Origin of the sequence: Gilliamella sp. B2772, from assembly GCF_026536985.1 — a bacterium.
Taxonomy (GTDB): Bacteria; Pseudomonadota; Gammaproteobacteria; order Enterobacterales; family Orbaceae; genus Gilliamella; species Gilliamella apicola_E.
On the sequence record NZ_JAFNNB010000002.1, the window covers coordinates 350,383 to 371,482 of the forward strand.

Genomic DNA, 21,100 nt, shown 5'->3' on the forward strand with positions numbered 1-21,100 from the left:
GCCCTATTTCTTATTTCTGGCATTCATTTTGCCACAATGTGAACAAATTGTCGTATTTTTCTTGTTGATGCCAGATATGGCGATGAAGTGCAGAAAGAATAATTGGATCTTCTAAGATCGCTAATTGTTGTTCTTTACTAATTTTTTCTAAATCTACTTGTTGATAATGCTCAATGAGTTGTTTTCGCAACTGCTGATTTTTTGAGTTAGGTAAATGACGAGAAGTCGATAATGCACAGGCTAACGCATTATAAATAGGATCGACAAGCGCCATAATAAAGCCATGTTCAATAAAAGCAGCTTCGGTTTGGACTAAATAGTCACCAGTTAGTTTTACTGCTCGCGACGGATGGGTTTCTTCCGGTGTTAAGAATAACCCTGCTTTTTTGGCTTTCATACCAATACTTGATAAGCCTGAAATACGAACAACTAATGGTGAAATGGTTAATGGAATTAATATCGCTATATACCAATAAGTAAATTGAGGATTTAACCAAATAATCACACATAACCAAACTATGCCTAGTAGCGATAATGGCCAACAGAAGTAGAATGATTCGCCCCAAGTTAAGGCATCATCGTTTCTTGCTGGTGATTTCCATTGAATTTTGCTACCCAGCCATGCTTTAACCACAAACTTGCTGTGGAAGATCATGCGGATTGGTGCAAGGATCATCGACCATACCATTTCAATTAAAATCGATAATGATAATTTGAATATTCCACCCACATCTTTTGCACCTGTTCGAGCAATAATAATGCCATAACTAAACAGTTTAGGTGCAAAAAGTAATACCATTGTGGTTGAAAGTAATTGAATAGCTAATTGTTCATCCCACTTTGGCCACGTTGGATAAAATTGGTTAGGTTGGAAGAAGTATTGTGGTTCAGATATATTGAACACTAATAATAAGAGTGTTGAGAAGATCAAGAAGATTAACCACAATAGTGACGAGATGTAAGCCATACCACTGGTTAAAAACATTACACGGTGAGTTAAAGTAATTCCACTTTTGAAGATTAATCGCAAATTAATCAAATTACCCATACACCAGCGATTATCGCGTTTGAGATCTTCTATCATGTTTCCTGGTAGCTCTTCATAACTACCATTCATATCATACGCAATCCATACGCCATAACCCGCACGACGCATTAACGTCGCTTCAACTAAATCGTGCGATAAGATATGAATAGGGCCTTTACGTTTTTGTAATGGCGATAAAATACAGTGCTCAATAAATGGTTTTAGGCGAATCATAGCATTGTGACCCCAATATTGGGCTTCACTTAATTGCCAGAAGTGAGTACCTGAGCAAAAAATATCACTGTATATTTGATTGGCAAATTGTTGAATACGACCATATAAGGTTGTCATTCTGACCGATTTAGGCGGAGACTGTAAAATACCTGCTTTTGGATTCATTTCCATCATTGCGATCATTTTTAAGATACAATCACCGGTCATAATACTGTCGGCATCAAGAATCATCATGTATTCATATTGGTGCCCCCAACGACGGCAGAAGTCATCGATGTTACCACTTTTACGTTTTACGCGACGCTTACGGTGGCGATAAAAGATATTACAACCATTGTCAGCTTTTTTAGCGTTAAATTCAGCCCATGCTTTTAATTCATTGACATAGAGATCGGGATCATTGGTGTCGCTTAGAATATAAAAATCACAACACTGCGCATGTCCTGTCTCAACTAGCGATTCATAAGTTGCTTCTAGCCCTGCAAATACCCGTGAAACATCTTCATTACAAATTGGCATGACTAATGCAGTACGATGTTTGGCGTCAATGTGGTTAGCAGGATCATTGGGGATGGCAATAGTGTAGCGATCTTTTTTGATCACCGCCAAAATAAGCCCCATGATGCTAGTCCAAAATCCTATTGAAATCCAACAAAATAGGATAGCAAATAAGGCAATGATAAAACCTTGTATGATATAAGGAATGATGCTGTAAATGGCAAGTTCTGGGTTGATATCCCAATTTGCCATAAAATTGATTTGTTGCCAGCTTTGATAAGGTAATAAGGTTGATAAGTAAGTTGTGCCGTAATAAGTTTGTATGGCAATAAGCACAAACATAATTAAACGACGAATAAGTGCGATGATATTCAGACCAGGTTTGGATTGAGGACTATAACGTTCATTCCAAATTTGTGGTTGAACCGAAACACGCTCAACTTTTGGATAAGTTGGTTGTTGTTTTCTTTCATCATTAAAATGATCAGTATTGCCAACTTGATTGAGTCGATATTTTAGAAATTCGAGTTTATCGTTTGGCAAGTCTTCCGATTTCTGACGCCAATATTCGGCGTCAGATAGGTTTTCGAAATAATCTTTTTTCATGTTATGTGCTTATTATTAAGATCATTGAGCCGGAAATTGTCCGCTCCAAGTTTCGGACACGATCGTATGTGATTTTTTCGACGATAATTGAAGGCGAATGTCAGTTGGTTTTTTGTTATCTTCAACGTTGAATCGCACTAGTACTCGCCAACCTTTTGTTACAGAGTTGTATTGTGTATCACAGCTAACTATTGAACCATTATTAATACTTGAAATAACGTCAACTGGGTCTTGCTCTGATAAGTTTGGACCAACAAAATCCACAACATAAGCATTAGAACCATCAAGTTTACGTATTAAGTTTGCTTGTTTTATATCACCTAATGATAAGCGCGTACTTTCTGCTCTAGCTTCATTTTTTGGATAACGTTGTTGTTCGTTGAGTGAATAATGTAATCGATATTTAACATCTAACACATCACCAGCTTTATATTGTTTTTCGGGTACCCAGTAAGTAACGATGTTGTCGTTGGTTTCATCTGCGGTGGGGATTTCAACCAATTCAACTCGACCTTTATGCCAATCATTCAATATTTCAACCCATACACTTGGACGAAGTTCGTAATGGTCGTCGAGATCTTGATAGTCATCAAAACCTTTGTCACGTTGGATTAAACCAAATGCTTTAGGGCTTTCTAAACTATATGATGAAAAAGATAAGCGTTTAGGATTATTTAATGGACGCCAAATCCACTCATTTTTGGCCTGGATTGAAAGTCCATTAGAATCGTGCATTGCTGGACGATAGTTTAATAGTGGTGATGGTTGGTTAGGGCCAAATAAGAACATACTAGTCAATGGTGCCACACCAAGTTTTTTAACTGAATCACGGAAGAATACTTTGGCTTCTACAGTAATAGTAGTATCAACACTTGGGATTAAGGTAATTTTGTAAGCCCCTGTTACACTTTTAGAATCAAGTAGGGCATAAATGACTAAATGTTTTTGATTTGGTTCTGGGCGTTCAATCCAATACTCTTTAAAACGTGGAAACTCTTCGCCAGACATTTCGCCTGTATCAATCGCAAGCCCTCGCGCTGAAAGACCATAATGCTGATTTTTACCAACAGCACGGAAATAGCTACCACCTAGTGCGGTAAATATTTCATCGTCGGTTTTTGCTGGGTTATTGATTGGATAGTGCACTTTAAATCCAGCAAAGCCTAGTTTTTTAGTATCTAACTTATCTAAATTAATAGGACTTAAATCGAAGTAATCTGGGCTAAATTTAATTTCATTAACTTGATTGTTTACAATCTCATTAATTTTGACAGGTACATCAAAATACATGCCTTCATGATAAAATTCGAGTTTGAAACGACTTTTGCGATCGCTCCAATATGCTTTATCATGCTTAAAATAAATCTTTTGATAATCGGCAAATTGTAGTGACGATAATTCACTAGGAATATTTTTAGATGGTTGGACATAAGCTTTTTTTGATAGTTTTTCTGCTTGTGTCACAACATCGTTAAATGTAAAAGCCCATGAAGAAAAACTTAAACAAGATAAAGATGCGATACAAACTATCTTGCAAGTTAATGTTTTACTAAATCGACTAATAGGTAATAAATTGTACATAAAAAGACTCACTTGAGTATTATCTAAAAATATTGTTGTAATTGATAATATTGTCTTTAGGGCTACTTAAGCATTTTTCCATAAAGTCGCTTCTCATCTCTTGAAGAATACTTGGGTTTTCATCAATCAAAAAGTGAGAGTAGTTATCTTTGAGAATTTTAGCTTTTAAAGCGGCCAAATCTTGCACTGACATCTTAAATAAAGTTTGATAACTTTGGGTTATATTATTGATATCATTGGTATAAACTGCTTCAATAAAATCTGCTGACCATTGACAGTAATTTTTAACATTACCATCAGTTGGTGTGATTTTTTTCAACTCAAGATTATGTTCAGCTTGGTTTTCCTCGACGACTCTTTTAAGTTGAATGTCATATTTTAGCTTGTAGAATTCTTTGAGATAAAAATTAAGGACACAGGAAGATTGGTTGCTGTCACCTTTACAGTTTAAAATACCGTGTTTGGTTATATAGCTGTCAAAGTGTTTGTCTCCAACGAGTTGAAGTAATTGTTTTTTTGCGTCCACAACAAACGAATTATTTTGTTCAGATTGTTGCTTTAAAATCGCTAACTGATCAACTTCAGTTTTACCATCGGTTGAAGACGTATTGTTTTTTACACAGCCTGCGGCAAGAATAGAGACAATGGCGCATGTAAGGATATTACTTATTTTCATATATCAAATTCCACGAACATATTCTTGAGTTGTAATTTCAGGATGAGCAACTTACACTTTTTAGTGGAGCCGTAGCGCGAAATTATATACTCTTATTCTTTTAAAAACACTAGATGATTACATTAAATTTATAAAAACGCATTTATTATTCTTTTGTAAGTTTTTATTAATGTCGACATATTTTTCGAACATCGACGGTAAATTGTGAATCATCAATTGAAGCCGGCTTAAATTTTCCTTTTGCTTTTAAAAAGGCAATAAGTTGCTCGGCATTCATATCGGAGTTGGAACAGGTATGAAATTTAGCCTCGGTACCGAATTTTTTGTGTATGGCTTCAAGTAAAGATGATTCAGTATAATCATTCCCATCCATCATTTGTAACACTTCGTGGCCGTGAATTGACATCTTTTTTCCTCTCCATATAGCAGTTTAAACTAGCTTTATTTTTTATTTTTTTGAGCGGTGAAAGATAGCAGATATTATTATTAAAAAAAAGAGGATAAATGTTAAAAATATTATTAATATTTTTTAGCTTAACCCTGATAATTATCAGGGTTATTAATCATAGTTTGTAACTGATTAAATTGACTAGGGAATTTAAGAGTTAGATTCATTCAGTTTCACAATAACCGATAGATTTTCCATTTTAATTTCATGAATTTTAACAGTGATCAAATCAGCAGTTTTGTATGCAGTTTCGCCTTTAATTTTAATTAGCCCTTCATCCGGACTAGTTGATATTTCATCGCGTACGGCATGAATCATTGACAGTGGTAAAAATGCTAATGCGCCAATATCATTTAAACGAACTCTTGCTCCGCCACGGTTGATATCTAATATTTCCGCTGCGAACTCTTGTCCTATTTTGTTAGATAAATATTGGCAATAAAGGTTTTCGGCAATATCACGCTCAGCTAAACGTAATTTTTTACGTCTATCAGCCATGCTCTCTAATTGTTCGTTGGATGGAGCTGTTAAGGCTTCTGCTTTAAGCGAGGCTTTAAGTATACGATGGTTTATCATATCACCATATTTTCGAATTGGTGAAGTCCATGTTGCATAAGCATCAAATCCTAAACCAAAGTGAGGTTCTGGTTTTATAGAGAAATCAGCAGGTGTTTGGAACTTTCTTAATCGTGTTGATAAGAAGTCATTATCATCACTTAATCGGCGGAATTTAACATAGCCTTCAAATGAAGTAAGAGATTCTTTATCAAAATCTGTAATGCCATTGTCTGCTAATATTTTTAATATTTGTTCAATGTATTTGGTATCAAAGCCTGAATGAGTGTTAAATACGCCAGTACCTACGTTTTCTTTCAAATACATGGTGAGCGCTAAATTAGCGATAATCATCACTTCTTCAACAATATTATTGCCGATGCCACGTGATTCTTTAATGATTGTTTTTACTTGACGATTATTATCAAGGATAAATCGATAATCATTGTTCACTTTGAAAACTAACGCATTTTGTTGGCGCCAATTTATCCGTGTTTTTGCCAATTCTGATAATAATTTTAGTTGGTTTTTTATTGCCGCGTCATCGATATTTAAATCACCACGATTCTCTAAAAATTCAGACACATTGTGGTAAGAAAGCTTAGCTTTCGATTCAATCCATGCGGGTAAAAAACTGATATCATCATTCGTAAATTCGCCATTTTTATCAATTTTAATTTTACAAACCATAGCTGGACGTTTTTGATTAGCTTTTAATGAACAAAGATCGTCCGCTAACTGTTTTGGTAACATTGGAATATTAAAGTCGGGCAGATAGGTGGTAAAGTTTCGGTTTTTTGCGATATTGTCGATTTCACTATCTTGCTCAATATATGCGGTTGGATCAGCGATGGCTATCATCAGGTTATAATTACCCATATCATCTTGTGAAATGGTAATCGCATCGTCCATATCTTCGGTATTTTCACTGTCAATTGTAAAAAATTGAATATCCGTTAAATCTTGACGATTTTCTTTTTCAGTCTCTGAAATTGTTAAAGATTCAGCTTGTGGAGCTTTGTCTTCTAAATTATAACGAGCCAAAGTTTTAAGCCATAGTTGATAAATTGAATCAGCACTGGCAATAAATTTTGTTATTTCAGCAAGAAAATGATTTTTATTTTTTTCTAATGGATGAGATTGTAAGGTGGCAACAACCCAATCACCTTCCTTTAATTTTTGCGTTACTTCAGGATTAACTTTACAGCGAATGACAAAATTGACAGGTATATTTTCGGGATAAATGACCATCGCATTATCTAAAAAACCAATTTTGCCAATAAATTTTTGTAAACTACTTTCAATTAATACTTCAGGTTCAAATGATGTTTTATCGTTAATGGTGGAAATAGTGCCAGAAACTTTATCACCATGACAAACCATTTTCATTTTCGAAACAGCAATAAAGTAGTCAGTTTTGTTGTCAACATTTAGAAAGCCAAAACCTTTTTCATGTGCTCGGACGATACCTTCAACACGAGGTTTTTGTTCATATAATTCTTTTTTTAGTTGGGCTAGTAAAGGGTTATTTTGAAACATAGTTTTTAATATTAATTGAAAAATTTGAACTAAATTCTATCATAGTTATGCTTTTGGGGTTATTGAATTGTTTATTAGTGATGACGAAACATTCTTAATTACAATAAATTGTAGAGTGGCATAATGAAATTAAACTATAAAATACAGGGTGATAATCAACCAATTTTATTGATGCATGGTTTATTTGGAAGCCTAGATAATTTAAATATGTTAGCTAAAGATCTGTCTAGTCATTACCAAACTATTCAGGTTGATTTGCGCAATCATGGTCAATCTCCATGGTCAAATGTCATGAATTATGAAGTGATGGCTGAAGATGTTGCTGAGTTATGTCATGATTTGCAGTTACAAAATATTATATTAATCGGCCATTCAATTGGAGGAAAAGTTGCCATGCAATTAAGCCAACTTATTCCTGTTTCTAAAATCTGTGTCATTGATATTGCGCCAGTTAAATATACTCAAACGGCAAATGCACCTGTTCTTAACGCTTTAGAAAAATGTATTAATCAACAATTAACTGATAAAAAGCAGATTATTGAACTTATGCATGATTTAAGTGCCCCGACCATTTCATTTTTACTTAAATCTTTTAAACATCAGCATTGGTTGTTTAATGCTCAAGTCATTATTGATCAATATGACAATATATGCGATTGGCACACAATTTCACCTTGTAACGTACCGACATTATTCATCCGAGGTGGAAATTCAAACTATATTACTGATAAGGATTATCCAGCAATATTTAGCCAATTTCCAAATGCTCAAATTGAAATAGTAGAAGGTGCTGGTCATAATGTTCATGCAGAAAAAACTCAGCAAGTTTTACAACTTTTACATACAAACATTAAAAGCTTCATCTAATCGATTGTGGTTGATGCATTGTTTAAAATGAGCTTATGGTCGTCATCCAACACAATAATGCTATCATTTATCACTTTAACTTTTGAAAAGTCTGGGATCGCAGTTTGTGCTCCGTGTTTGATAAGCTCAGCATCGCCTATTCCAACACAATAGGCGTCAGCTTCAACTGCTGAAGTCACGCCACTTATTGAGTCTTCAAATACTAACGTTTCAGCGGGTGGTAGCATAAGGCGTTTAGCGCCAAGAAGATAAGGATCGGGGTAGGGTTTTCCATGAGCCACATCGTTTCGTTCCACTATCACAGAAATACATTCCTGAATATTCAACATTGCCATTATTCGATCTATTTTGTCGCGCCAACCACTGGTTACAATCCCCACCCTAATTTTAGCTTTCGCTAAGGCATGTATTAATTGTGCAACACCTGGTATTGGATCATAATCAGCAGTATTTTCAGCGTGCATGATATAGTCTTGAACACATTTTTGCGCTTCAGTTGATAGATGCCCAAACAGTGCTTTAATCGTATGTGGCCCGGGTTGGCCATGAATATGTTTAACAATATCGTCATCCTTGACGGTTATTTCATATAACTTGCCAGCCTCAATCCATGCTTTTTCAATAACGGTATTTGAATCAATTAGAACCCCATCCATATCAAATAAAACCGCAGAAATTTTTTTTATTGACTTACTCATAAGTTTTTTACTCCGTGCGTTAACCTTAGCCAAGAATTTAACTATTTACATTGAATCTTTGGGCTATAGGAGAGAGTCCATTTAACAATAAATATCTTAATTTTATTCATAACTAATTGTGCTTATTGAAATTAATATAAATAGTAAAAGTAATTATGTATAATGAAAAAAATGACTGATTTGATAACAATTAGGAATGGATATGGACATTGAAATGAAGTTGCTACGAGCTTTCGTCGCACTTGTAGAGGTAGGGAATTACCGTATCGCTTCTGAGCAATTATTTATAACACAACCCGCGTTAACTAAACAAATTCAAGCATTTGAACGAGCAATTGATCGAAGACTGTTTATTCGTGGTCGAAATGGCGCAAAATTAACTGAAGTTGGGAAGGTGCTATATCCTGAAGTAAAAAAGCTATTACAACAGAATAAGAAATTTTTACTCTTTGCTAATAATATTAAAAAAAACATGAATGGAGTTCTTTCAATCGGTTTTGGCATATCTTGTTTTCAACATGTTCCTAAATGGATTCGAACTTTTTCTGAAAGAAATCCGCAATGCCATGTTTCAGCAAAACAACTTCCTTCAAACGAGCAAATTACTCTGCTAATGCAGGGGGAATTAGATATTGGTTTTCTCCGTATGCCTGTGCCAGAGTCATTGAGTTCAATTATGTTATTTAAAGAGTATATCGTGCTAGCAGTTCCAAATAATCTAAAAGTCAGTAGGAACAATCTTAAAGATGTACTAGAAACGCATCCCTTATTACATATAAACCCCTGCTTGGCGCCTTGTTTGACCGAGCAAACAAAATTATTACTTGAGGCTATAAACGCTATACCAAAACAGGGTGGGGCGACGAATGATCTTCCCTCTCTTTTGGCTTTAATTGCTGCCAAAAATGGCATTGCTTTTGTGCCCGCTAGTGTTTATCATTTTCTACCTAAAGGTGTAAAACTTGTCACGCTTGAATTAGCTCAAACGGGATGGGATATTGCGGTTGCATGGAATGAAAAAATTGAAAATAAACAGCGTAATTTATTTTTAGAAATGAACATCAATCACATAACAAACGTTGTTGTTTAATCGTTTTATGATTCGGTGGGGTGATATCAATAAAAACCATTTTACAAGGTGCAATATAAGGTTGGCTGTAAACTTGATATTGCCACTCTTTTGGTATGATTTTATCTACCGTATGAGGGTAACTATCAAGTAAAGCAAATGCCATTTGCTGTGCTTTGAAATGTTGATGAAAATAGTGGTGTTGATGAATAATTGAGGTTAAATAACGAATAAAACCCAGCATGATGATGGCAAACATTAAACATGACAACATAACTTCAATTAAACTAAATCCAGCTATTTTGTTATTACTGATATTTTTACTATTCACAATCAATCATCTTCTTTTCAGGGCAATAATCTAACCAATGACCTTTTTCAACAATAAGTTGGTTATCTTCAAAATGCGTTAACATATAAAGGTAATAATCATCATTAGCCTGTCCACGTACTAGGGTGTAGTTATCCACTTTTAATCGCGATTTTTTTATACATGCTTTTAATTGATATTGAGTATCAGATAAGCATTGCCACTCTTCGGTTGGCGGTTGCCAAATTTGTTTGGTTGCCCAATTTAAACTGGAACTAGCTTGATTAAATTGACGATAATATTGGATTTCAATCAAATAGCTCCTTTTTATCGAATCAATGGTAATTTGAAACCCCGTTAGCAAAAGAAGTCCAACAATGGTCAATATGATCACCATCAAAAGCGTGCTAAAGCCATCATATTGAGTTACTGAACGATTAAAAGGGATTTTCATTTTTAATAATGGTTGTTGTTTGATATTTAATTTTTTTGTTTTTCTTCAATTGAGCACTAATATCTATCTCAAAATGATTATTTTGTTTTTTGATTGAAAATTGAGTGATTTTAATGTCGTGAGGATCGAAAATTTTCTCCCAATTGACACCTTCGCAATTGATTGTTCCAACCTTATATTCCAAATTATTATTATAAAGCCGATACGCAAAGATATCTGATTTGGTTGGAATAGCCGTATTATGAACCCAATCATTGCGGATCTCGCTATCGTAACGGAAGATATAGCAATTTTTTGCTGGGTTGATTTCAATTGGTTGCTGACTCATCTTTTCTGGTTTATTGGCGATAAATCCAGCACGTTTCAAATCTTTGGAAATACTAACAATACCTTGATGAATATTCCTTTGTAGATGGGTATTAAGATTTTGCTGAAGTATAATCGATTGTAATTTACTATAAAAAGCTGTGATGCCAATGAAAATTAAGCTAGAAAAGGTGATGCTTAACATCATTTCGAATAACGAAAATCCATCTTGCTTTAACATCGCGGCAGCCCTGGTAAATAACTATTTTTCTTACAAAACCGAATCCGCCCTCGATATGAAATAATAATTTGTGTGGTGCCAATGGCATTATGCAATTCGAATGTACCGGTTTGAGCCATATTTTTTCTCCCCCAAAAAGAGATGGTTTTTTTATCGGCTAAATCATTTAATTCAACAGAATTGTTGGGTTTAATAAAATAGCTAGAGCCTTCTTGGCAAGTCGCTGGTTTTTCGCCTTTGCTGATGCTTAAGCACCAAGGCGTCAAAAAATAATAGATGTGGACATTTTCGTTAGCGTTATAAGCTTTGGCTTGGACTTCCTCCAGAAAATAGGCTAGCTGTTTTGTGGTAGTAGTAAGTTCGTTACGGAGCTGTAATTCCTTCCAATGTTGCACACCTATTGAAGCCAAAATAGCACCAATACAGATAACAAATAAAAGTTCTACTAAAGAAAATCCATCGTTTTGCATTATTTTTTGTTATAAGATTTAATGAGGATTCAACTTTATATTCAAATAAAACAACTGTATTAAATATTGTTCAGATTTTGTGAAAGGTATTCCAAATAATTTATCCTTTTTGAGAAATCTCACTGATACGATAAACCACTTAAAAATAACTTCATATTATATTATACTGTTTGCCCAATTAAATTTGCTAACGGACTTAAAGTTAAAGGAAACGAGAAATGCAACAATTACAAACTATTATTGAGGCAGCATTTGAACGTCGTGCTGAAATTACGCCTTTGAATGTTGATACTGTAACACGTGATGCAATTAATCAATGTATCGCTCTATTAGACAGCGGTAAAATGCGTGTCGCGGAAAAGATTAATGGCGATTGGGTGACTCATCAATGGTTAAAAAAAGCGGTATTGCTCTCTTTCCGTATTAATGAAAATCAACTTATTGATGGTGGCGCAACAAATTATTATGACAAAGTGCCATTAAAATTTGCTGATTATGATGAAGCTCGCTTCCAACAAGAAGGCTTCCGTGTAGTTCCATCAGCAATTGCGCGTAAAGGTGCTTATGTTGCTCGTAATACCGTATTAATGCCATCTTACGTAAATATCGGTGCTTATGTTGATGAAGGCACGATGGTTGATACTTGGGTAACAGTTGGTTCATGTGCACAAATTGGTAAAAATGTTCACTTATCTGGTGGTGTTGGTATTGGTGGTGTGTTAGAACCATTACAAGCAAACCCAACTATTATCGAAGATAACTGTTTCATTGGTGCTCGTAGTGAAATCGTTGAAGGTGTGATTGTTGAAGAAGGCAGTGTGATCTCAATGGGCGTATTTATTGGTCAAAGTACTAAAATTTATGATCGAGCAACTGGTGAAGTTCATTACGGACGTGTTCCAGCTGGTTCGGTTGTGGTATCAGGTAACTTACCAACTAAAGATGGCAAATATAGCCTTTATTGTGCTGTTATTGTGAAAAAAGTTGATGCTAAAACTTTAGGTAAAGTTGGTATTAACGAATTACTTCGTACTATCGATTAATCTTAATAATAATGCCGCCGTAAATATTGTGGCGGCAATTAAAAGAGTTGTTTAAAATAAGTAATACTTATAACGATTAGAAGAGGAAAATTTATGCCTTCTTTTGATATTGTGTCAGAAATTCAAATGCCAGAAGTTAAAAACGGTGTCGACAATGCGACTCGTGAACTGACTACTCGTTGGGACTTCAAAAATGTCGAAGCATCTTTTGAGCTCAATGAAAAAAATGAAACTATCAAAGCAACTAGCCAATCCGATTTCCAAGTTCAACAGCTATTGGATATTTTACGTGATAAATTGGCCAAACGTGGTATTGATGGCCGAGCGCTAGAAATTCCTGAAGAGCTGGAACATAGCGGAAAATTTTATAGTATTACGGTCAAACTAAAACAAGGTATCGATAAAGAGTTAGCTAAAAAAATAGTTAAGTTGATTAAAGACAGTAAACTTAAAGTGCAAGCTCAAGTACAAGGTGAGCAGGTTCGCGTTACAGGTAAGTCTCGTGATGATTTACAAGCTGCCATGGCATTAGTCAAAAATGGTGAATTAGGGCAACCTTTCCAATTTACTAATTTCCGCGATTAATAGATCTTCATTCATGATTATTGCCGACTTGATGACTCCTTTTTAAAGCATTTTTCGGCAATATTTTTTTATCTATTTTCTTAATAAATCTTAAAAAAATTTGAGGAACGCACTTTTTGAAGCTTATATTTTTAAGAATAAATGCTTTTATCTTTATTTTTAGGGATGTTATTTCTAAATAACGAGATTTTTTTAGTTAAATACGTTATGCTATCCGCTTGTCTATCCTCTTAAATTTAAAAATACTTATTATTATGAAAAAATTCGTGTTATTTTTCGTTTTTTTTATTTTTTCATCCCCTTTATTTGCTCAAAATCCCAATAGTGAAGAAAAGAAAGCGTTTATTGATGACTTGATGTCAAAGATGACGATTAAAGAAAAAGTAGGGCAACTGCGATTAATCAGTGTGGGTGGTGATCTTACACTAGACAAAGTCCTTGACCAAATTGAAGCGGGTGAAATTGGTGGTATTTTTAATACTGTAGTTGAGCCTGATCTATCTCGAATGCAAGAAAGAGCATTAAAATCGCCGAATAAAATCCCTGTTTATTTTGGTTTTGACATTATTCACGGTCATCGTACGGTATTTCCTATTAATTTAGGGATTGCTGCAACTTGGGATCGTGATGCGATAGGTAAAGTTGCTGAAGTATCATCTGATGAAGCAACTTCTGATGGACTTAATGTAACTTGGGCGCCAATGGTTGATATTACGCGAGATCCAAGGTGGGGCCGAGTGTCAGAAGGATTTGGTGAAGATCCTTATTTAGCGTCGGAAGCAGGACGTATTTTTGTCGAAAAAATGCAAAAACAGTCTCTTGAGGATAAAAAATCATTAGTGACAACCGTTAAGCATTTTGCGCTATATGGTGCGGTTGAAGCTGGTCGTGAATATAATAGTACGGATATGAGTGAACGAAAAATGTTCCAAGAATATCTTGTACCATATAAAGCGGCTGTAGATGCAGGCAGCCGAGCGGTTATGGTTGCACTTGTTAGTGTAAACGGTATTCCTGCTACCTCTAATCATTGGTTATTAACCGAGGTACTGCGTGATCAATGGCATTTTGATGGTGTAGTGGTTAGTGATCATGGTGCTATTCGTGAATTAATTAATCACGGTGTGGCAAAAGACGCTAAAGATGCAGTTAGAATTGCGATCCTAGCTGGTATTGATATCAGTATGAATGATGAGTATTTTTTACAGTTTATACCAGAACTAGTTAATGAAGGTGCAATCTCTCAAGAGCAGATTAACCAAGCGTGTCGTCATGTATTAGAACTGAAATATGATATGGGATTATTTAAAAATCCTCATCGAAATTTAGATCCTAATTTTGATATTGAAACCATGTTCGCCAACGATCGTTTACATCGTGCAGAAGCAAGGGATGTTGCGCGTCGTAGTATTGTATTGTTAAAAAATGAAAACAATGTTTTACCGTTGAGCAAAAATAAAAAAATTGCGGTGATTGGACCGTTAGCAGATTCAAAACGCGATATTTTGGGTAGTTGGTCTGGTGCTGGGCGAGCTAATTTAGCCGTAACCCCTTTGGAAGGGATTAAGAATGCTGTGGTTAATCCAAAATTAGTTAGCTATGCATGGGGTGCCAATATTTCAGATGATCCAAATCTTTATAAATTCTTAAATTTATATGAAGAGATCACTAAATTTGATAAAAGACCTGCTGATAAAATGATTGCCGAAGCGGTTGCTCAAGCTAAAAGATCAGATGCTGTTGTTTTATTTGTTGGTGAAGCCGAAGGGATGGCGCATGAATCATCAAGCCGAACTGACCTCAATTTACAAGCAAGCCAAAAACGTTTAATTACAGCATTAAAAGCAACAGGTAAACCACTAATTATTGCATTGATGAATGGGCGCCCACTTACCGTGAAAGAAGAATATGAACAAGCCGATGCGATGCTTGAAACTTGGTTTTTAGGTACTGAAGGTGGTAATGCTGTAGCTGATGTTCTCTTTGGTGATTATAACCCATCAGGTAAATTACCGATGTCTTTCCCAGATAATGTTGGTCAAATTCCTGTTTATTATGGTCAATTAAATACTGGTCGACCTCATGGTACGGTCAATATGGGTAAATACACCACTTCTTATTTTGATAGTCCAAACGAACCGTTATTTCCATTTGGTTATGGTTTGAGTTATACCAATTTTACGATTGATTTTTCACTATCAAAAACTGAAATGTCGCCAAATGGTGAAATCGAAGTGATAGCCAATGTAGAAAATACTGGTGATAGAGAGGGGACGCAAGTTGTCCAATTATACTTGCAAGATGTGACTGCTTCAGTTAGCCGTCCTGTCAAAGAGTTAGTTGGATTTGAGAAAATAGCACTTAAACCTCACGAAAAAGGCCAAGTAAAATTTGTTATCAAATATGACATGTTAAAATTCTGGAATGACAAAATGCAATATGTTGCAGAACCAGGTAAATTTAATGTGTTTGTAGGCTCAGATTCGACAACCAAACAAAAGCAAACATTCACTTTACTTGATAAGTAAATACAAAAACCGTCGGTTTTAATCGACGGTTTAGTTCTTTTATTCAATCTTTCAACCTTTAAGACTAATATATAAGATTATTTACTGATATCGTTTACGTTTTTAAGGTAAAAAAATACGAGTCAATGACTCGTATTTAATCCATTTATTATTACAATTATCTATTGAGTGCTTTTACTTTCAGAACTAATCCATCAACAGCAATCACTTCAACAGGTTGTCCAACTTCTAGATCTTGGTTACATTTTGCTGACCATGTGCCATCTTTTATTTTTACCCGACCCGAACCATTAATTATAGCCTCGGTAACGATGGTTTTGATTCCGATTAATTCTTGTTGGGGTTGATTTATTTCACTTTTACCAGATTTATCTTTACCATGTTTTTTTAACCACACCCACCAAAGATAAGCCGATACCAAAGTAAAAATAGCAAATAAAATCCATAGAATTGGCCAAGATAAAGGGACAACCCAAGCTATTAAACCAACAACAATGGCTGCAATTCCACTCCAAAGCCCATATCCGGAAGTTCCCAATAGCTCAAGGATCAGTAAAATACCACCTAAAGCAATAAATACCCAGTGAGGATAATCATAAATAACCGTTAAAAAATCAGTCATTGATTGTTACCTAATTTATTGAAATATAATATCTTCCTAATTAGATTAGGAAGAATTGTTTCACTAAAGCAAATTATTTAGAGTTTTTAATTAATTCTGCAATACCGCCAATGCTACCCATTAAGCTAGAAGCATCTAGTGGCATCATCACTACTTTACTGTTATCTGAAGCACCGATTTGTTGTAAAGCTTCAGTATATTTTTGAGCAACGAAGTAGTTGATCGCATTAATGTTACCAGCAGCAATCGCTTCTGAAACCATTTGTGTAGCTTTTGCTTCGGCTTCGGCAGCACGTTCACGCGCTTCTGCTTGTAAAAATGCAGCTTGTTTTTCACCTTCTGCTTTTAATATTTCTGACTGTTTTTCACCTTCAGAGCGTAAAATAGCCGCTTGGCGGATACCTTCTGCTTCAAGGATCTCAGCACGTTTGTTACGTTCAGCTTTCATTTGCGCGTTCATGGCTGCAATAAGTTCTGCTGGTGGGCGAACGTCACGAATTTCGATACGGGTAATTTTAATTCCCCAAGGGCTAGTTGCATCATCAACAATGCTAAGAAGTTTTGAGTTGATGTGATCACGTTGTGATAACATTTCATCAAGTTCCATACTACCAAGTACGGTACGAATGTTTGTCATCATCAGATTAATAACCGCACGCTCAAGTTGATTAACTTGGTAAGCAGCTCTTGCAGCTTCTTGTACTTGAATAAAGCAAACCGCATCAATTTGTACATTCGCATTATCTTTAGAAATAACTTCTTGAGATGGGATATCAAGAACTTGTTCCATCATATTAATTTTGCGACCCACACCATCCATAAATGGGATAATGATGTTTAAGCCAGGCTCAAGCGTATGAGTGTATTTACCAAAACGCTCGATGGTATATTGGTATCCTTGTGGAACAATGGTAATAGCTTTAAAAACGGTTACGATAGCTAATAAAACTATTATCGCAATAAGAATATAAAATATTGGCATATATCAAAATCTCTAAATTTTATTAATGTATTGATTATTCTAATTGGTATTAGGATATTTGACAAACTATTAGTTTTTAACCATGTGAAATCAAAATAGCCTAATAGATCATTTGTTAAATACGGCAACGTGGAAAATTATCTTGAAAAGATCAACCTAGCTCCTCGATTTTAATTTCATCATAAGTTATTGAGCACTGCTTTATTCGCTGGTCTGAAATCATATAGGTTAAAATCGTTCAATCATCAATGTCATTAATTTAAAAAATGAGTCTAAATAAACCTATTTTTTATAAAGGCTAATTTTATTTATTGAATATAAAATATTCGCTTGACAACACACTAATGAACTAGTTTAATAGTACAACATCTTTTTTAAGCAGATATAATAATGATAAATCATCAAAATCCTTTAACTCACTATAAAAAAACTACTGTTTTGAGTTGGTGGCGCATCACTTTCTGCGGGTGATGTGATGATGTCCTTTTTTCACAAGACCCGCTAAATGCGGGTTTTTTAGTTTAAAAAAAAGATAAAAAATAATTTTATATAAAGAGAGTCAACAATGAATAAGCCTACATTAACACAAATAATCAAAACCATTGGTTATTATCAGGATCCGACTCAGGTATTTTATCAACTTTGTGATAATAAACCGGCAACATTGTTGCTTGAATCTGCCGAAATTGATAATAAACAGGGGATTAAAAGCGTAATGATCATTAATAGCGCTTTAACTATTTCGGCCCTAAACAACGAAGTGACTTTTCAAGCTTTAACCAGCAACGGACAAAAATTATTACCTTTGTTAGAGCAAGCATTTCCTGATAACGTCACTAAAACAAAAATAGATGAACATAATCTTAAGTTAGTGTTTCCACCTATTGATGGTTTGCAAGATGAAGATTCTCGCTTGAAGTCATTATCTATTTTTGATGCATTAAGAACATTATTAAATATCGTTAATATTCCCGAAAAAGCGAGTTCAGATGCCGTTTTTGTCGGTGGATTATTTGCGTATGATTTAGTGACAAATTTTGAACATTTACCAATATTACCAACTGAACAACGTTGTCAGGATTTTCGTTTTTATTTAGCTGAAACTTTATTGGAAATTAATCACAAAGATCGCGTTTCATTATTAAAAGCAACGGCCTTTACTTCTTGCACTGATGAGATTGCACGCTTAAATCAACGATTAGATGAATTTCAAAATAAACTCAATCAACCAATGAGCACAATTAAAAGGCAATCGTTGGCTGAAATGGATGTTGCTTGTAATAAGAGTGATGATGATTTCAATACCATTGTTAAGAAAATGCAAGATGCGATTCAACAAGGTGAAATCTTCCAAGCTGTTCCATCTAGACGTTTTTCATTACCTTGTCCTCAACCATTATCTGCATATCAAGTCTTAAAAAATAATAATCCAAGCCCTTATATGTTTTATATGCAAGACGAGGATTTTGTTTTATTTGGTGCCTCACCTGAAAGTGCACTCAAATATAATAAAGCCAATAATCAAGTTGAAATTTATCCAATTGCTGGTACTCGCCCACGTGGTTTAAACACTAATGGCGAGATTGATTACGATTTGGATAGTCGATTAGAGTTGGAAATGCGCACCGATAAAAAAGAGTTAGCTGAACATTTAATGTTGGTCGATTTAGCACGAAATGATTTAGCTCGAATTTGCCAGCCAGGGACGCGATATACCAAAGAGTTATTAAAAGTTGATCGTTATTCTTACGTTATGCATTTAGTTTCAAGAATTGTTGGTCAACTACGTCAAGATCTTGATGCACTACATGCTTATCAAGCTACCATGAACATGGGAACATTAACTGGAGCGCCAAAAGTTAGGGCAATGCAGTTAATTGCCGAATCGGAAAAAATAAAACGGGGTAGTTATGGTGGGGCAGTTGGATATTTTACTGCCAATGGTGATCTTGATACTTGTATCGTTATTCGCAGTGCTTATGTGGAAGATGGTGTTGCAACCGTACAAGCTGGATGTGGCGTGGTTTTAGATTCAGAACCACAAGCAGAATCGGATGAATCACGTAACAAAGCACGTGCTGTTGTTTGCGCGATTATGGCAGCACATAATGTAGAAGGTGTATTCTAATGGCTAATATCTTATTTCTTGATAACGTTGATTCGTTTACTTATAACTTAGTCGATCAGTTACGTCACAATCAACATAACGTGACAATTTATCGCAACACAATTCCAGCTGATGTGATCATCGAAAAATTATCACAAATACAAAATCCTATCCTAATGTTATCACCAGGACCTGGAGCACCGAGTGAAGCAGGTTCAATGCCTGAATTACTTAAACGTTTAAAAGGTAAATTACCGATCATTGGTATCTGTCTTGGACATCAAGCGATTGTTGAATCTTATGGTGGTATGATTGTCCCTGCGGGCGATATTTTACATGGAAAAGCTTCATTAATTGAACATGATGGGCAAGCGATGTTTAAAGACTTACCCAATCCATTACCGGTTGCGCGCTATCACTCATTAAAAGGTGAAAACATACCGAAAACATTAACCGTCAATGCCATGTGTAATAACATCGTTATGGCAGTACGTAATGACCAAGATCGGGTTTGCGGTTTTCAATTTCATCCTGAATCAATTTTAACGATTCAAGGGGTAAAATTATTAGAACAAACCATTGAATGGGCACTGAATCCACCACAAAAACAGCCAGAAGCAAAACAAGAAGCCATTGTTGATAAGCAAGAATACAATATTCAACCGATTTTAAATAAATTGTACTTAGGGCAAGTATTGTCTCAAGAAGAGAGTAAAATACTGTTTAATTTAATTATTCAAGGTAAAATAGAACCAACGGTACTAGCAACCGCTATCATTAGTATGAAAGTTCGGGGTGAAAAACCTGATGAAATTGCCGGAGCAGCTCAGGCCTTACTTGAAAATGCTGATCCATTTGAAGTGCCTGATTATGATTTTACCGACATCGTTGGGACTGGTGGAGATGGAACTAACAGCATCAATATCTCCACAGCCAGTGCTTTTGTTACTGCGGCATTAGGGTATAAAGTTGCTAAGCATGGTAACCGTGGTGTGTCGAGCAAATCAGGATCATCAGATGTTTTATCCGCTTTAGGTATTAAACTAAACATGTCAGCGGAAGCATCTCGAAAAGCGCTTGATGAATTAGGTGTGTGTTTCTTGTTTGCTCAGCAATATCACTCAGGATTCCGCCATGCTGCACCAGTACGTCAGCAACTTAAAACACGAACAATTTTTAATGTTCTTGGGCCGTTGATTAATCCATCACGACCAAAACGTATTTTACTTGGTGTTTATCATCCTGACTTGATAAAACCGATTGCAGAAACATTAAAAATGTTAAACTATACCCATGCTTATGTGGTACATGGCTCAGGGATGGATGAAGTCGCTATTCATGGCGAAACTCAAGTTGCCGAAGTAAAAAATGGTGAAATTCGCTATTTTACTTTGACACCAGAAGATTTTGGTCTACAGCAATATACTTTGAAAGATATTGAAGGTGGAACACCAGAAATGAATCGTGATTTATTGTTAGCGATTTTACAAGGACATGGTAAACCCGCGCATGAAGCAGCTATTGCTGCAAATGTGGCGATGTTAATTAGCCTATTTGGTGAACCAGACTTAAAACAAAATGCTAAGCGTGCAATAGAATTAATGCGTAGCGGTAAAGCTTATGAGCTATTACAAAAGTTAGCAGCAAGATAATG

19 protein-coding genes are annotated in these 21,100 nt (G+C 35.2%); 7 read left to right on the forward strand and 12 right to left on the reverse strand.

The window, feature by feature from the left end; all coding sequences use genetic code 11:
• Positions 1 to 10: 10 nt before the first annotated feature.
• The 5 genes from mdoH to J3T98_RS06850 all read right to left on the reverse strand — a co-directional run bounded on the left by mdoH (position 11) and on the right by J3T98_RS06850 (position 7,164).
• Positions 11 to 2,365 carry a glucans biosynthesis glucosyltransferase MdoH gene (gene mdoH, locus J3T98_RS06830; protein WP_267362460.1) on the reverse strand — a complete coding sequence of 785 codons (2,355 nt, stop codon included), beginning with the start codon at positions 2,363 to 2,365 and terminating at the stop codon, positions 11 to 13.
• Positions 2,366 to 2,386: 21 nt separating this feature from the next.
• Positions 2,387 to 3,946, reverse strand: a complete 1,560-nt coding sequence (locus J3T98_RS06835) for a glucan biosynthesis protein G (RefSeq protein WP_065563357.1) — start codon at positions 3,944 to 3,946, stop codon at positions 2,387 to 2,389.
• 19 nt (positions 3,947 to 3,965) lie between these two features.
• Positions 3,966 to 4,622 (reverse strand): hypothetical protein, encoded by a 657-nt coding sequence (locus J3T98_RS06840; RefSeq protein WP_065563358.1) that lies wholly within the window; start codon positions 4,620 to 4,622, stop codon positions 3,966 to 3,968.
• A gap of 166 nt (positions 4,623 to 4,788) precedes the next feature.
• Positions 4,789 to 5,028, reverse strand: a complete 240-nt coding sequence (locus J3T98_RS06845) for a YecH family metal-binding protein (RefSeq protein ID WP_065563359.1) — start codon at positions 5,026 to 5,028, stop codon at positions 4,789 to 4,791.
• Positions 5,029 to 5,220: 192 nt separating this feature from the next.
• Positions 5,221 to 7,164 (reverse strand): exoribonuclease II, encoded by a 1,944-nt coding sequence (locus J3T98_RS06850; protein ID WP_267362461.1) that lies wholly within the window; start codon positions 7,162 to 7,164, stop codon positions 5,221 to 5,223.
• Positions 7,165 to 7,287: 123 nt separating this feature from the next.
• Between J3T98_RS06850 and J3T98_RS06855 the strand changes: the two genes are divergently transcribed.
• Positions 7,288 to 8,031 (forward strand): alpha/beta fold hydrolase, encoded by a 744-nt coding sequence (locus J3T98_RS06855; protein ID WP_267362462.1) that lies wholly within the window; start codon positions 7,288 to 7,290, stop codon positions 8,029 to 8,031.
• Here J3T98_RS06855 and J3T98_RS06860 read toward each other — a convergent pair.
• Positions 8,028 to 8,729, reverse strand: coding sequence for an HAD family hydrolase (locus J3T98_RS06860; protein ID WP_267362463.1), 702 nt, complete (start codon positions 8,727 to 8,729; stop codon positions 8,028 to 8,030). The genes J3T98_RS06855 and J3T98_RS06860 overlap by 4 nt on opposite strands.
• A 202-nt stretch (positions 8,730 to 8,931) precedes the next feature.
• Between J3T98_RS06860 and J3T98_RS06865 the strand changes: the two genes are divergently transcribed.
• The gene (locus J3T98_RS06865) at positions 8,932 to 9,819 is read left to right on the forward strand and encodes a LysR family transcriptional regulator (protein WP_267362464.1); all 888 of its coding nucleotides are present in this window, start codon (positions 8,932 to 8,934) and stop codon (positions 9,817 to 9,819) included.
• On the opposite strand, the gene J3T98_RS06870 is transcribed toward J3T98_RS06865, so the two are convergent.
• From J3T98_RS06870 to J3T98_RS06885, 4 genes are read right to left on the reverse strand one after another with little or no spacing between them, the layout of a single operon-like run.
• Positions 9,791 to 10,129: a type IV pilus modification PilV family protein gene (locus J3T98_RS06870; protein WP_176701543.1), complete on the reverse strand. Its 339-nt coding sequence runs from the start codon at positions 10,127 to 10,129 to the stop codon at positions 9,791 to 9,793. The two genes, J3T98_RS06865 and J3T98_RS06870, sit on opposite strands and share 29 nt — an antisense overlap.
• The gene (locus J3T98_RS06875) at positions 10,122 to 10,562 is read right to left on the reverse strand and encodes a DUF2509 family protein (protein WP_065563364.1); all 441 of its coding nucleotides are present in this window, start codon (positions 10,560 to 10,562) and stop codon (positions 10,122 to 10,124) included. The genes J3T98_RS06870 and J3T98_RS06875 overlap by 8 nt, the downstream gene beginning before the upstream one ends.
• Positions 10,546 to 11,109 carry a prepilin peptidase-dependent protein gene (locus J3T98_RS06880; protein ID WP_267331035.1) on the reverse strand — a complete coding sequence of 188 codons (564 nt, stop codon included), beginning with the start codon at positions 11,107 to 11,109 and terminating at the stop codon, positions 10,546 to 10,548. The genes J3T98_RS06875 and J3T98_RS06880 overlap by 17 nt, the downstream gene beginning before the upstream one ends.
• A complete protein-coding gene (locus tag J3T98_RS06885) occupies positions 11,103 to 11,579 on the reverse strand; it encodes a prepilin-type N-terminal cleavage/methylation domain-containing protein (RefSeq protein ID WP_267337728.1) in 477 nt (158 codons plus the stop codon). The genes J3T98_RS06880 and J3T98_RS06885 overlap by 7 nt, the downstream gene beginning before the upstream one ends.
• 218 nt (positions 11,580 to 11,797) lie before the next feature.
• Here J3T98_RS06885 and dapD point away from each other — a divergent pair, with 218 nt between their 5' ends.
• The 3 genes from dapD to bglX all read left to right on the forward strand — a co-directional run bounded on the left by dapD (position 11,798) and on the right by bglX (position 15,735).
• A complete protein-coding gene (gene dapD, locus J3T98_RS06890; RefSeq protein ID WP_267362465.1) occupies positions 11,798 to 12,622 on the forward strand; it encodes a 2,3,4,5-tetrahydropyridine-2,6-dicarboxylate N-succinyltransferase in 825 nt (274 codons plus the stop codon).
• A gap of 93 nt (positions 12,623 to 12,715) precedes the next feature.
• Positions 12,716 to 13,207: a YajQ family cyclic di-GMP-binding protein gene (locus tag J3T98_RS06895; protein WP_267362466.1), complete on the forward strand. Its 492-nt coding sequence runs from the start codon at positions 12,716 to 12,718 to the stop codon at positions 13,205 to 13,207.
• A gap of 266 nt (positions 13,208 to 13,473) precedes the next feature.
• Complete coding sequence (bglX, locus tag J3T98_RS06900; protein WP_218059975.1) at positions 13,474 to 15,735, forward strand: beta-glucosidase BglX; 2,262 nt, start codon at positions 13,474 to 13,476, stop codon at positions 15,733 to 15,735.
• A 157-nt stretch (positions 15,736 to 15,892) separates the two neighbouring features.
• Here the strand turns inward: bglX and J3T98_RS06905 are convergent, their stop codons facing one another.
• A complete protein-coding gene (locus tag J3T98_RS06905) occupies positions 15,893 to 16,357 on the reverse strand; it encodes an NfeD family protein (RefSeq protein WP_065563370.1) in 465 nt (154 codons plus the stop codon).
• A gap of 73 nt (positions 16,358 to 16,430) precedes the next feature.
• Entirely contained in the window at positions 16,431 to 17,339 is a 909-nt protein-coding gene (locus J3T98_RS06910) for an SPFH domain-containing protein (protein WP_065563371.1), read from the reverse strand.
• Between the two features lie 565 nt (positions 17,340 to 17,904).
• Here J3T98_RS06910 and J3T98_RS06915 point away from each other — a divergent pair.
• Together J3T98_RS06915 and trpD are read left to right on the forward strand one after the other, a co-directional pair.
• A complete protein-coding gene (locus J3T98_RS06915; protein ID WP_267362468.1) occupies positions 17,905 to 19,467 on the forward strand; it encodes an anthranilate synthase component 1 in 1,563 nt (520 codons plus the stop codon).
• Positions 19,467 to 21,098, forward strand: coding sequence for a bifunctional anthranilate synthase glutamate amidotransferase component TrpG/anthranilate phosphoribosyltransferase TrpD (gene trpD / locus J3T98_RS06920; RefSeq protein ID WP_267362469.1), 1,632 nt, complete (start codon positions 19,467 to 19,469; stop codon positions 21,096 to 21,098). The genes J3T98_RS06915 and trpD overlap by 1 nt, the downstream gene beginning before the upstream one ends.
• Positions 21,099 to 21,100: the final 2 nt, after the last annotated feature.

Bases quoted from the DNA above. Each gene is read 5' to 3' on its own strand.
- mdoH (WP_267362460.1), bottom strand. From the start codon at position 2,365: ATGAAAAAAGATTATTTCGAAAACCTATCTGACGCCGAATATTGGCGT.
- J3T98_RS06835 (WP_065563357.1), bottom strand. From the start codon at position 3,946: ATGTACAATTTATTACCTATTAGTCGATTTAGTAAAACATTAACTTGC.
- J3T98_RS06840 (WP_065563358.1), bottom strand. From the start codon at position 4,622: ATGAAAATAAGTAATATCCTTACATGCGCCATTGTCTCTATTCTTGCC.
- J3T98_RS06845 (WP_065563359.1), bottom strand. From the start codon at position 5,028: ATGTCAATTCACGGCCACGAAGTGTTACAAATGATGGATGGGAATGAT.
- J3T98_RS06850 (WP_267362461.1), bottom strand. From the start codon at position 7,164: ATGTTTCAAAATAACCCTTTACTAGCCCAACTAAAAAAAGAATTATAT.
- J3T98_RS06855 (WP_267362462.1), top strand. From the start codon at position 7,288: ATGAAATTAAACTATAAAATACAGGGTGATAATCAACCAATTTTATTG.
- J3T98_RS06860 (WP_267362463.1), bottom strand. From the start codon at position 8,729: ATGAGTAAGTCAATAAAAAAAATTTCTGCGGTTTTATTTGATATGGAT.
- J3T98_RS06865 (WP_267362464.1), top strand. From the start codon at position 8,932: ATGGACATTGAAATGAAGTTGCTACGAGCTTTCGTCGCACTTGTAGAG.
- J3T98_RS06875 (WP_065563364.1), bottom strand. From the start codon at position 10,562: ATGAAAATCCCTTTTAATCGTTCAGTAACTCAATATGATGGCTTTAGC.
- J3T98_RS06880 (WP_267331035.1), bottom strand. From the start codon at position 11,109: ATGTTAAAGCAAGATGGATTTTCGTTATTCGAAATGATGTTAAGCATC.
- J3T98_RS06885 (WP_267337728.1), bottom strand. From the start codon at position 11,579: ATGCAAAACGATGGATTTTCTTTAGTAGAACTTTTATTTGTTATCTGT.
- dapD (WP_267362465.1), top strand. From the start codon at position 11,798: ATGCAACAATTACAAACTATTATTGAGGCAGCATTTGAACGTCGTGCT.
- J3T98_RS06895 (WP_267362466.1), top strand. From the start codon at position 12,716: ATGCCTTCTTTTGATATTGTGTCAGAAATTCAAATGCCAGAAGTTAAA.
- J3T98_RS06905 (WP_065563370.1), bottom strand. From the start codon at position 16,357: ATGACTGATTTTTTAACGGTTATTTATGATTATCCTCACTGGGTATTT.
- J3T98_RS06910 (WP_065563371.1), bottom strand. From the start codon at position 17,339: ATGCCAATATTTTATATTCTTATTGCGATAATAGTTTTATTAGCTATC.
- J3T98_RS06915 (WP_267362468.1), top strand. From the start codon at position 17,905: ATGAATAAGCCTACATTAACACAAATAATCAAAACCATTGGTTATTAT.
- trpD (WP_267362469.1), top strand. From the start codon at position 19,467: ATGGCTAATATCTTATTTCTTGATAACGTTGATTCGTTTACTTATAAC.